At 71.6% G+C, this 11,860-nt stretch carries 11 protein-coding genes; 5 read left to right on the top strand and 6 right to left on the bottom strand.

The window, feature by feature from the left end:
• Window positions 1-101: 101 nt before the first annotated feature.
• The 3 genes from PCA76_RS08345 (at window position 102) to PCA76_RS08335 (ending at window position 2,924) form a co-directional block, all read left to right on the top strand.
• Window positions 102-626, top strand: a complete 525-nt coding sequence (locus PCA76_RS08345; protein ID WP_272616486.1) for an isochorismatase family protein — start codon at window positions 102-104, stop codon at window positions 624-626.
• Between the two features lie 266 nt (window positions 627-892).
• The gene (locus PCA76_RS08340; protein WP_272616485.1) at window positions 893-2,458 is read left to right on the top strand and encodes an aldehyde dehydrogenase family protein; all 1,566 of its coding nucleotides are present in this window, start codon (window positions 893-895) and stop codon (window positions 2,456-2,458) included.
• 67 nt (window positions 2,459-2,525) lie between these two features.
• Window positions 2,526-2,924 (top strand): VOC family protein, encoded by a 399-nt coding sequence (locus PCA76_RS08335; RefSeq protein WP_272616484.1) that lies wholly within the window; start codon window positions 2,526-2,528, stop codon window positions 2,922-2,924.
• An 11-nt stretch (window positions 2,925-2,935) separates the two neighbouring features.
• Here PCA76_RS08335 and PCA76_RS08330 read toward each other — a convergent pair whose 3' ends face one another.
• The 3 genes from PCA76_RS08330 to PCA76_RS08320 all read right to left on the bottom strand — a co-directional run bounded on the left by PCA76_RS08330 (window position 2,936) and on the right by PCA76_RS08320 (window position 5,864).
• Window positions 2,936-4,000, bottom strand: a complete 1,065-nt coding sequence (locus PCA76_RS08330) for a GNAT family N-acetyltransferase (protein WP_272616483.1) — start codon at window positions 3,998-4,000, stop codon at window positions 2,936-2,938.
• Window positions 4,001-4,139: 139 nt separating this feature from the next.
• The gene (locus tag PCA76_RS08325; RefSeq protein WP_272616482.1) at window positions 4,140-5,099 is read right to left on the bottom strand and encodes a hypothetical protein; all 960 of its coding nucleotides are present in this window, start codon (window positions 5,097-5,099) and stop codon (window positions 4,140-4,142) included.
• 63 nt (window positions 5,100-5,162) lie between these two features.
• Window positions 5,163-5,864, bottom strand: coding sequence for an amino acid-binding protein (locus PCA76_RS08320; RefSeq protein WP_272616481.1), 702 nt, complete (start codon window positions 5,862-5,864; stop codon window positions 5,163-5,165).
• Window positions 5,865-6,013: 149 nt separating this feature from the next.
• Here PCA76_RS08320 and PCA76_RS08315 point away from each other — a divergent pair, with 149 nt between their 5' ends.
• Window positions 6,014-7,093 (top strand): phosphotransferase family protein, encoded by a 1,080-nt coding sequence (locus PCA76_RS08315; protein WP_272616480.1) that lies wholly within the window; start codon window positions 6,014-6,016, stop codon window positions 7,091-7,093.
• Window positions 7,093-8,313 (top strand): acyl-CoA dehydrogenase family protein, encoded by a 1,221-nt coding sequence (locus PCA76_RS08310; RefSeq protein ID WP_272616479.1) that lies wholly within the window; start codon window positions 7,093-7,095, stop codon window positions 8,311-8,313. Before PCA76_RS08315 ends, PCA76_RS08310 begins: the two co-directional genes overlap by 1 nt.
• 156 nt (window positions 8,314-8,469) lie before the next feature.
• Here the strand turns inward: PCA76_RS08310 and PCA76_RS08305 are convergent, their stop codons facing one another.
• From PCA76_RS08305 to PCA76_RS08295, 3 genes are all read right to left on the bottom strand, one after another.
• Complete coding sequence (locus PCA76_RS08305) at window positions 8,470-9,516, bottom strand: LacI family DNA-binding transcriptional regulator (protein WP_272616478.1); 1,047 nt, start codon at window positions 9,514-9,516, stop codon at window positions 8,470-8,472.
• 82 nt (window positions 9,517-9,598) lie between these two features.
• Window positions 9,599-11,020, bottom strand: coding sequence for a GH1 family beta-glucosidase (locus PCA76_RS08300; RefSeq protein ID WP_272616477.1), 1,422 nt, complete (start codon window positions 11,018-11,020; stop codon window positions 9,599-9,601).
• Window positions 11,017-11,859 (bottom strand): carbohydrate ABC transporter permease, encoded by an 843-nt coding sequence (locus tag PCA76_RS08295; RefSeq protein ID WP_272616476.1) that lies wholly within the window; start codon window positions 11,857-11,859, stop codon window positions 11,017-11,019. Before PCA76_RS08295 ends, PCA76_RS08300 begins: the two co-directional genes overlap by 4 nt.
• Window position 11,860 lies beyond the last annotated feature (1 nt).

Raw genomic sequence — 11,860 nt, 5'->3', positions numbered from 1 at the left:
GCGCTCCCATGGATAACCGACAATGTAATGCGAGCGCCGTCGATTGGGAAGCGTCCACGCGCGCCGACGGTGACTGAATCCGACGTTGTTACGGTTATGCCATGGAACCCCTGGAACCAGCCCGTACCGCCATCGTTCTGATCGATTTGCAGCGACAGATGGTCGATCAGCCCCTCGCCCCGCACTCCGGCACCGAGGTGGTGGCCCGCTGTGTCACGCTCGCCGACGCCGCACGGGCCGCCGGGGCGCTGGTCGTGGTGGTGCGGTTCGAACGGCCCGGCACCGATCCGCAGTCGGCCGGCAACACACTGGTCCCGGAGGTCGCACCGCAGCCCGGCGACCTGGAGATCACCAAGCGCACCTGGGGCCCCTTCCAGGACACCGGCCTGGACGCGACGCTGCGCGAGCGGGGCGTCGACACGCTGGTGGTGGCCGGCGTGGCCACCAACTACGGGGTGGAACAGACCGCCCGGATCGGCTACGAGATCGGCTACCGGATGGTCCTGCCGCAGGATGCGATGAGCGGGCTCCGGACGGACGCGCACGAGTTCGCGGTGAACAACATCTTCCGCGCGTTGGGCACGGTCTGCACCACCGCCGAGGCGGTCGACGCACTGGGCGGTTGATCCGCGCCCGCCGTCGATCCGTACTGACGGGTAACCGGTCGACGGCGTCCGGGGGCTAGGTCACATCATCGATGTTCATCAATGATTGGGGGGCGTCGTCGCAGGTCGGGCGAGTCGCCACCGAGCGAGCTGTCCGGCCGAGCAACGCGGCGGCGTCCAGCCATACAAACGTACTGTTGCTGACCCGCTACCCGGCGCGAGACAGTACGGATCATCAGTGGTGCCATCGACGCCGCCGCTCCCCGGTCAACCCTGAGGAGAACGCGATGGCACTACGACTCGCCGACGGCACCGCCTGGTCCGACGTCCTGGCCCGCGCGGTGGCCGCCACCCCGGAGGCGTTCGGCGCCGAGGTCGACGGCGTCACCACCCTGCACAACCTGGTCGAGGGCGACTGGCGGGCGGTCGGCCAGCCCACCCCGGTCCGCACACCGGTGGACAACACCGTCGTCATCAACCTGCCCCGGCTCGACGCCGACACCGCCCGCGCCGCGGTCGCGCACGCCGCCGCCGCGCACCGCGCCTGGGCCCAGACCCCGCTCGCCGACCGCAAGGCCCGGGTCGCCGACGCACTGGACTCGCTCACCGCCCACCGCGACCTGCTCGCGCTGCTGCTGGTCTGGGAGATCGGCAAGCCGTGGCGGCTCGCCTGCGCCGACGTGGACCGGGCGCTGGACGGCGTCCGCTGGTACGCGGGCGAGATCGACCGGATGCTCGCCGACGGTCGCGAGCCGCTCTCCGGCCCGGTCAGCAACATCGCCTCGTGGAACTACCCGATGAGCGTCCTGGTGCACGCCGAGCTGGTCCAGCTGCTGGCCGGCAACGCGGTTATCGCCAAGACCCCGTCCCAGGGTGGCGCGGTCTGCCTGACCGTCGCGCACGCGCTGATGCGCCGAGCCGGCCTTCCCGCCACCCTCGTCTCCGGCGGCGGCGAGGAGTTGTCCGAGGTGCTGGTCCGGGCGCCCGAGATCGGAGCGGTCGCGTTCGTCGGCGGACGCTCCAACGGTGGCAAGGTGGCCGCCGCGCTGCTCGACAGCGACAAGCGGCACTTCATCGAGCAGGAGGGTCTCAACGCCTGGGGCATCTGGGACTTCTCCCAGTGGGACCTGCTCGCCACGCACCTCAAGAAGGGCTTCGAGTACGGCAAGCAGCGCTGCACCGCGTACCCCCGGTTCGTGGTGCAACGTGACCTGGTCGACGAGTTCCTCGACATGTACCTGCCGGTCGTGCGCTCGGTCCGCTTCGGCCACCCGCTCGCCGTCGGCGACGACTGGGCCGCCGGCGACCCGCTGCCCGAGCTGGACTTCGGGCCGCTGATCAGCGCCGCCAAGGCCGACGAGTTGCGCCGCAAGGTCGACGAGGCGGTTCGCGGCGGCGCGGTACCACTGCACCGGGGCAAGCTGACCGGCGCGCCGTTCCTGCCCGGGCAGGACACCTCGGCGTACGTGGCGCCGTCGGTGCTGCTCGCCCCGCCCGGCCGGTCCCGGCTGATGCACGCCGAGCCGTTCGGGCCGGTCGACACGATCGTCGTGGTGGACACCACCGACGAGCTGCTGGCCGCGATGAACGCCTCCAACGGCGCACTGGTGGCGTCGCTGGCCTGCGACGACACCGACGAGGCCGGCAAGCTCGCGGTGGACCTGCAGGCGTTCAAGGTGGGCATCAACAAGCCGCGCTCACGGGGTGACCGGGACGAGCCGTTCGGCGGCCGGGGCGCCTCCTGGAAGGGCGCGTTCGTCGGCGGCGACCTGCTCGTACACGCCGTCACCGTCGGCGGCGACAGCCGGCTCTACGGCAACTTCCCCGACTACAGCAGCTACCCCGCCACCTGAGGTCCTCGCCGACCCCCTGTCAACGCCTGGCGCGTGTGACAGGGGGCCGGCGGCGTACCGTCGCAAGATGGCGATGATCGAGCAGCTCTCCCTGGGCGTGTCCGACGCCGAGCGGGCGGGAAGGTTCTGGGCCGCGGCCCTCGACTACCGCCGCCGCGCACCCCGATTCGACGGCGACGAATGGATCGTGCTGGAACCGCCGCCAGGGGTGCCGGGCATGGCCATCGCGATGGACCTCAGCAAAAGCCCGGCACAGGAGTTCCCCCGGCTCCACCTGGACCTGGACGCCGGCGAGCGCAGCCTCGACGAGGAACTCGACCGGTTGCTCGCGCTCGGCGCCCAACGGGTGGACTGGCGGCACTATCCCACCGACCCGCACCCGACCGAACCCCCGTACGTGGTGCTCGCCGACCCGGAGGGCAACCGGTTCTGCGTGTCCGGCCGCCGCGAACCCCCGACGCGGTGAGAGGGCCCGCCCTACGCACCAGGCGTCGATAGGGTGCCCTTCCTTTCCGCGACGAGCGGGACGGTGAGGGTGAGCAGCGCGCCGTCGCGCTCTGCGGAGCCGGGCCGGCCCAGCCGTTGCAGCGTCCGCAGCATCGGGGTGTTCTCGGCCTGGACGTGCAGCACCAGCGCCGCGTACCCGGCCCGGTCGGCATGCTGGGCCAGCCGGCGCAGCAGCGCCGAGCCGAGCCCGCGCCGCTGCCAGTCGTCACGCACCAGCAGCGCCACCTCGGCCTCGTCGCCCTCGCCGACCAGGTTCGCCATGGCGATCACCGACTCCGCCGCGCCGTCGGAGCCGGTGGTCGTGGCGATCAGGGACAGCCCTCGACTCGGCTCCAGCAGCCGACGCAGTCGGGCCGGCTGCGGCAACGCCGCCCCGCCCAGGTAACGCCGGTGCCGGCTGCGCGGTGAGCACACCTCGTGCAGCTCCTGTACGCCCGACACGTCAGCCGCGCAGGCCGGCCGGACGGCCAGCTCGGCACCGTCGGGCAGCACCAGGGTGACCTGCTCGGCGGCCCGACGGACCACGGTGGCGGCCAGCTCGACCAGGGCCTGCGCCCGGGCGTACTCCGCCGGGGTGAAGGCGGGCGCGGCCCGGTGCAGCGCGAACGAACCCCCCGCCGGGTCGGCCAGCAGCATGGTGGCGCCGGTGATTCCCCGTTCGACGCCGATCGACGCGGGTCGCCAACTGACCGAGTCGGCGCCGAGCATGGTCCGCAGCGCCTCGCCCGCTGCGTCCGGGTCACGGACCAGCCGATTGGCCAGCCCGAGCACCCGGGTGGGCTGGTCGGCCAGGCCGCGCGCCTCGCTGCGCGCCACCCAGCAGTCCCGGCCCCGACCCCGCTCGACGGCGGCAACCAGCTCGGCCCCGTCGAGCGCGTCCGGCGCGTCGACCAGGAAGTCATCCACCGCGCCCTGCTCGGTGGGCTGCACCTGCACGGTGAGGATGTTGACCCCGCGCAGTGCGAGGCTCGCCGTGAGCACCGACAGGTAACCCGGCCGGTCGTCCACGGTGGCCCTGATCCGCCACAACGTCATGGTTGGCTCCCTTCCCCGGGTACCACCCTCGTCCCCCGCTGTTGCCACCCTGTTGCTCGGCGGTGACGGGTTTCGCTCAGGAGGATGTCCCGCTGGACAGGACCGGCAGAGCCAGACCACGGGGCCGACCGGATCCGCCCTATGCCGGACGGCCGCGGTAGCCGATGGGGCCCTCCCCGACCCGCTGGTAGGTCCCCAGGAACCCGCCGTCGCCGAAGGCGACTGTGCCGTTGTTGCCGCGGAGGTCGCGCCAGTTCAGCCTGGTGACCGGGTGGCCGGGCACACCCACCGCGACCAGCAGGTCACCGGAGCGGTGCCATCCACCGCCCCAGCCCTCCTCAGTGGTGAAGCGCCGGGCACTCCGGGCCACGGGGCCGCGCTCGATCAGCCGGCCGCGGAACTCCCTCGGCCGCCCACCCGGCTGCCGGATCCAGCCGTAGAAGGCGGCCTGCTGCTGCTCGAACGTCATCGCGTACTCGGTGCCGGACGCATCCGCCCAGGCCACTTGGTCGAGGACGGCCTGCTCGCCGCGGTCGACGAAGATGGTGACCTCGCCGACGTCGCTCGCGTACCGCAGCACCGGCGCGGCGATCGCCTGCCGTACGAGGGCCAGTCCCGCCTGATCGTGGGCGTTCATCGGGTCGATTGTCACCCGGTACAACCACAACATGCTCCGGGCGTCGTTACCGCTCTCGATCCGCACCGTGTTCCGGCCGGCCACCAGTTCCTCGGCCGGGACCGCGAAAACCAGCCGTTGCGGGAGTCCGCCGCCGTTCGGGATCCGCAGCCGGTCGGCCAGCAACCTGCCGTTGAGGCGAACGGTGAGCGGGGCGTATCCGGGCCCCTCAAAGAGCATTGACGTCAGCGCCACGAGGGTGACGCACGCCTCGCGGACGACGGCCGGGTCCGGCACGTCGAACTCCAGATCGACGGAGCCGCCGGAGCCGAGGGCCAGGTGATCGCCCGCGGCCGACGACCGGTGGACGCCGGTGATCGTGACGTTCCCGAGGCGTGGCGGCTCGGTGCCGAAGTCGGCGTAGGTGGGTTCCATCTGGGTCCCGGCACGGCGCTTGGCCGCTGACGCAGGAGAGAAGTCCACTTGACGAGACTAGATCAACGAGTTCCGGACCCGCGGACCACCGTTCTCCCGACGGGTAGCGACTCAGGGGCTGGCGACCACCGGAGGCGCGCCGACCAGGTCCAGCCGGTCACCGAGGATCACCGCGCTGGCCCGGACGAGCTGGGTGAGCCGGTCCACCTCGGTGCTGTGAAACGCGGCCGCGGAGAGGGTCTCGCTGTGTTCGCGGGCCACCACCAGCACCAGGCCCGCCCGGCCGAACGGCGCGATGGCGTGGTGGGTGCCGTCGGGCGTGGTCGTCGACCGACCGCGCAGCGGGGTCACCTCCGGCAACCGCAGGGGTACGGGAGCACGCCAGCTCGCGTGCCCCACGGTCGCCCCGCCACCCCCGGTCCGCGAGGCCCAGTCGACCGGCACCACGGCGGCGACGGCCCAGTCGGCTGCCAGCAGCCCGGGCACCGCGTCGACCAGGGTGGCCAGCCCGTCGGCCGGGTTGGCCGCGACCTGGGCCAACAGCTCCGCGTCCTGGCCGGTGGTGGTGGGCGCGCCGATCGCCCGCCACACACCGTCCACCCGCACGCCCGGAATCGCCGCAAGGCCAGCAAGCAGCCGCTCCACCCGCGCCGCGCCCGGCCAGACGACCGTGAAGTCGTCCACCGCGCGCCCGCCGAGTCGTTCGAGGACCACCACCTGGACGATGTCCGCGCCGGAGACGCCCAACGTACGAGCGACCTGGCCCAGCGTGCCCGGACGGTCCGGCAGGGTGACCCGAACTCGCAGCAACATGTCTGTCCCTCCGCTCGGCGGGCCGGCGAAAAGCGGCCGGCAGGCTGGTCCCAGCCTGGACGTTGACCATTTCGTCCCTGTTGCAGGGCCATGTCCCGAGGGGAAAATCTGACCTTGACAACGTGAGCGGCCTGCCATCAACTAGTCGGATGAGCGATCCGGCCGTCGATGCGTCGCGGCCGGAGGCCGTTCCAGTCTCCCCCGCAGGGCTCGCCCTGGACCGACTCGCCGACTATCTGGCGGAGCACCGGCCCGAGCTGGCCGTCGGGCCACTGCGTGCCCACCTGATCGCGGGCGGCAAATCCAACCTCACCTACCTGCTGCACCTCGGCGACCGCGAAGTCGTGCTGCGCCGCCCCCCGCTGGGGCACGTGCTGGCGACCGCGCACGACATGGCCCGCGAGTTCCGGGTCATCTCGGCGCTTGCCCCGACCGAGGTGCCAGTGCCGGGCGCGCTGCTGCTCTGCGCCGACCCGGACGTGATCGGCGCGCCGTTCTACCTCATGGAGCGGATGCCCGGCGAGGTGTTCCGCACCCGCGCACAGACCGACCCGCTGGGCGACGAACGGCGCCGAGCCCTTGCCATGGCGATGATGGACACGCTCGCCGCGCTGCACAGTGTCGAGCCGTCCACGGTCGGGCTGAGCGACTTCGGCCGCCCCGAGGGCTACCTGGCCCGGCAGGTCCGCCGCTGGGCCGGGCAGCTCGACCGCTCGCGCAGCCGCCCACTGCCCGGCATCGACGAGCTACGTGACCTGCTCGCGGCGACCGCCCCGGAGGGCGCGAACGCCGGCCGGATCGTGCACGGCGACTACCGGCTGGACAACCTCCTCGCCTCGGCCGACCCGGTGGCCGTGCACGCGGTGCTCGACTGGGAGATGGCCACCCTCGGTGACCCCCTCGCCGACCTGGGGCTGCTGCTGACGTACTGGGATGTGCTGGGCGGCAGCGACACCGCCGCCGGCAACCCGGTCGCCGACGGGCTCGGCCCGCGCGCAGGCTTCCCCACCGGCGCCGAGCTGATCGACCGGTACGCCGGGCGCAGCGACGTGGACGTCGGGCCGCTGCACTGGCACGTGGCGCTGGGCTGTTTCAAGCTCGCGGTCATCTGCGAGGGCATCCACTACCGCCACACGCTCGGGCAGACGCTCGGCGAGGGCTTCGACCGGATCGGCGAGATGGTGGCACCGCTGGTCGCGCACGGGCTGACCGCCGCCAGGGAGCGGTGATGGACTTCTCATACGACACGCGGACCGAGGAGCTGCGCGACGAGCTCACCCGGTTCCTGACCGAGCACGTCTACCCGGCCGAGGCCGTGCACGCCGAGCAGGTGGCCGCCGGCGACCCGTGGTCGCGTACCCCGGTGCTGGCCGAGCTGAAGGCGGAGGCCCGCCGGCGCGGCCTGTGGAACCTCTTCCTGCCTGACCCGCGCTACGGCGCCGGCCTGACCAACCTGCAGTACGCTCCGCTCGCCGAACTCACCGGACGCAGCCCGCACCTGGCGCCCGAGGCGCTCAACTGTGCGGCACCGGACACCGGCAACATGGAGCTGCTGACCGAGTTCGGCTCGGACGCGCAGCAGAAGCGGTGGCTCATGCCGCTGCTGGAGGGCGAGATCCGCTCCGCGTTCTGCATGACCGAACCGGACGTCGCCTCCTCCGACGCCACCAACATCGCCACCCGGATCACCCGTGACGGCGACGAGTACGTGATCAACGGACGCAAGTGGTGGTCGTCGGGTGCGATGGACCCACGCTGCGAGATCTTCATCGTGATGGGCAAGACCGACCCGGGCGCCGACCGGCACCGCCAGCAGAGCATGGTCCTGGTCCCCCGGGACACCCCCGGTGTGGCCGTACGCCGTGGCATGACCGTCTTCGGCTACACCGATGGTTCACACGGTGGGCACGCGGAGATCGACTTCACCGACGTCCGGGTGCCGGCGGAGAACCTGATCGGCGCCGAGGGCACCGGGTTCGCCATCGCCCAGGCCCGGTTGGGTCCGGGCCGGATCCACCACTGCATGCGATTAATCGGAATGGCTGAGCGAGCATTGGAGCTGCTCTGCAAGCGGGCGCTCGAGCGGATCGCGTTCGGCCGGCCGCTGGCCGAGCAGGGCGTGGTCCGGGAGTGGATCGCCGAGTCGCGGGTGCGCATCGAGCAGGCCCGCCTGCTGGTGCTCAAGACCGCCTGGCTGATGGACACCGTCGGCAACAAGGGCGCACACACCGAGATCCAGGCCATCAAGATCGGCACCCCGGCGATGGCGGAGTGGGTGATCGACAAGGCCATTCAGGGGTACGGCGGCGCCGGCGTCAGCCAGGACACCCCACTGGCCGCCCTCTGGGCACAGGCCCGCACCCTGCGCCTGGCCGACGGCCCCGACGAGGTCCACCGCAACTCGCTAGCCAAGCGCGAACTCCGCCGCTGGACCCCCACCCCCACCTGACCCCTGCCCCACCCCTGTCCCCCGCCCCCACCCGGCCCCCACCCCAACCCCGCCGGTTGATCATGAAGTTATTGCCACCCGCGTCGGCGAGTCGCGGCAATAACTTCATGATCAACGGGGGAGGCGCGGGCGCGGGGCGGGGTGGGGTGGGGTGGGTTAGGCGGAGGCTCGGTGGACCAGTTGGGTGTCCAGGAGGATGTGTGGGGCCGGGAGGTCCTCGCCGCGGATGCGGGCTACCAGCAGTCGGGCCATCTGCCGGCCCATCTCCTCCACCGGCTGGAAGACCGTGGTCAGCGGCGGCTCCGCCTGTCGGGCGATCGTCGCGTCGTCGAAGCCGATCACCGCGACGTCCTCGGGCACGCGCCGGCCGGCCTCGCGCAGGGTACGCAGGGCACCGAACGCCATGAGGTCGGACGCGACGAAGACGGCGTCCAGGTCCGGGCAGGCGTCCAGCAGCCGGCGCATGCAGGCCACACCGCTGCTCTCGCTGAAGTCGCCGTACGCGATCAGGTCGGGGTTGACGCCGGCTCCGGTGGCCTTGACCGCCTCGGTGTAGCCGGTCAACCGGGCCAGGCCGGCGCCCATGTCCTGCGGCCCGGCGATGGTGGCGATGCGTCGCCGCCCCTGCCTCGCCAGGTACTCGACCGCCTGCCGGGCCCCGCCAACGTTGTCCACGTCGACGAACCAGGCCGGCTGAGCGCCGGGTTGCAGCATCCGGGCGGGCCGACCGCCGAGCACGGCGGGCAGGCCGCGCTCCTCCAGCAGGGTCGGCAGTGGGTCGGAGTCGTGCAACGACAGCAGCAGTACGCCGTCGACGTGCTGGTTGGTCAGGTGGTGCTCGACCCGCTCCCGCTCCACCGCCGACTGCGCCATGGCCAGCCAGAGTTGCATCGGCGTCTCCAGCAGCCCGGAGCTGATCCCCCGCACGATCGAGGCGAAGAACGGCTCGGTGAAGACCCGCTCCCCGGATTCGGACACCACCAGCGCGACGGAGTCGGTCCGCTGGGTGACGAGCGCACGGGCGGCCCGGTTCGGCACGTACCCCAGCTCAGCGATGGCCTGTTGGACCGCGGCCCGGGCCTCCGGGCTGACCTGGGGCGAGCCGTTGACCACGCGGGAGACCGTGCCCCGCCCGACGCCGGCACGCGCCGCGACCGCATCGAGGGTCGGGCGCCCGAGCGACCGGGTGCGCTGCGTTGTCATCGTCTGCTCCTCCGACGGCGGACGGACCCGGCGCCACCTGCGGGAGGTGGACGCCGGGGCCGTCCTGATGGCTGGCCCGAGCCTATTGTGCGGCCAGACCGTTGCGCCGGATCACCGAGGCGTACCACTTGGCGCTGGACTTGGGGATGCGGACCTGGCTGTCGTAGTCGACATGGATCATGCCGAACCGCTTCGTGTAACCCCAGGCCCATTCGAAATTATCCATCAGCGACCAGGCGAAGTAGCCCCGCAGGGGCACCCCGGCGTTGATCGCCTCGTGCGCGGCGCGCAGATGGGCGTCGAAGTAGGCCAACCGGTCGACGTCGTCGACCTGCCCGTCGACCACCGTGTCGACGAACGCGGAGCCGTTCTCGGTGACGTACAGGGGGAGATCGGTGTAGTCGTGCACCCGGCGCAGCGTCTCGAGCAGGCCGGGAGCATCGATCTCCCAGCCCATGTCGGTGACCGGGACGCCCCGGGTCACAAACCGGATGTCCTCGCTGCCCGGCCAGCACGAGGGGGCCGACGCCGCCTCGCCGCCGCCGGTCGGGGCGGCGACGACGTGCCGGCTGTAGTAGTTGACCCCGACCACGTCCAGCGGCGTGGAGATGGTGGCCAGATCGCCGTCGTGCACGTGGTCGAAGTCGGTCACCGCGCTGAGGTCGGTCACCAGGTCCTCCGGGTACGACCCGCGCAGCAGTGGGTCGAGGAAGAACCGGTTGGCCAACCCGTCGATCCGCCGGGCCGCGTCCACGTCGGCGGGGGCGTCGCTGGCCGGGTCGACCGGATAGAGGTTGACCGTCACACCCACCTCGGCGCCCGGCCGGGCGGCCCGCAGCGCCTGGACGGACAGGCCGTGACCGAGCATGAGGTGGTGCCCGGCGCGGACCGCATCCGCCCCGTTGGTGCGGCCGGGGGCGTGCACGCCGGAGCCGTAGCCGAGGAACGCCGAACACCACGGCTCGTTCAGCGTGGTCCAGTAGCGCACCCGGTCACCGAGCGCGTCGGCGACCAGCGTCGTGTAGTCGGCGAAGCGGGCCGCGGTGTCCCGGGCCGGCCAGCCGCCGGCGTCCTCCAGGGGCTGCGGCAGGTCCCAGTGGTAGAGGGTGAGCCACGGCTCGATGCCGTTGGCCAACAGGTCGTCGACCAGTCGCCGGTAGAAATCCAGGCCCTGTGGGTTGGCCGCTCCGGTGCCGCCGGGCTGCACCCGGCTCCAGGAGACCGAGAAACGGTACGACTTCAGACCCAGCTCGGCCATCAGGGCGACATCCCCGCCGAGCCGGTGGTAGTGGTCGCAGGCCACGTCGCCGGTGTGCCCGGCGACGACCCGACCGTCGGTGTGGCTGAAGGTGTCCCAGATCGACGGGGTACGGCCGCCCTCGGCCGCCGCCCCCTCGATCTGGTACGCCGCAGTGGCGGCCCCCCACAGGAATCCGGGTGGGAAGGTCAGCCCGGGGCGCTCGTCGAGGACGTCGACGGCGGGTGGGCTGGCGGGGTTGCTCACGACTTGACGGCACCTTCCATGATCCCGCCGATGATCTGGCGGCCGAACACGAGAAAGACGATAACCAGGGGGATGGTGCCGATCGCCGTGGCTGCGAACACCTGGGAGTAGTCGGTGTAGTACGCGTACGAGAGGAAGGAGAGCGAGACCTGCAGGGTCGGGTTCTCCGGGGTGAGGATGGCGTACGGCCAGATGAACGAGTTCCAGGTCTCCATGAAGGTCAGCAGACCGAGCACGCCGGCGGCGGGACGCAGTGCGGGCAGCACGATGCTCCAGTAGATCCGGAACGTGCTCGCCCCGTCGACGCGGCCGGCCTCGATCAGCTCGTCGGAGATGGCCTGGCTGGCGTACTGCCGCATCATGAACACGCCGAAGGCGCTGACCAGGAACGGCACGGTGACCGCGTAGAGGGTGTCGTACCACCTCAGGTCCTGCATCATGCCCCAGAGCGGGATGAGCCCCATCTGGGTCGGGATCATCATGGTGACGATGATCGCCAGCAGGAGAGCGTTGCTGCCCCGGAAGCGCAGCTTGGCGAAGGCGAACCCGGCCAGCGAACCGGTGAGCACCACCGACAGGGTGACCACCGAGGAGACGATGATCGAGTTCATCATGCCGGTGAGGAAGTTGGCGGCGTCGTTGTCGAGCACCCGCCCGAAGTTGTCACCGAACGCGTTACCTGGGGTCAGCGGCGGCGGCACATCGTTGATGGAGTCCAGGCTGCGACTGCCGATCACCAGCATGTAGTAGAACGGGTAGATCGACAGCAGCGCCGCCAGGACGAGCGCCACGTAGGTCAGCGGACTGGTGCGCCACAGGCGCTGGGAAGCCGAGATCATC

The sequence above is a fragment of the Micromonospora sp. LH3U1 genome, assembly GCF_028475105.1.
GTDB lineage: Bacteria > Actinomycetota > Actinomycetes > Mycobacteriales > Micromonosporaceae > Micromonospora.
This window is presented reverse-complemented; position numbering and strand designations above follow the sequence as displayed.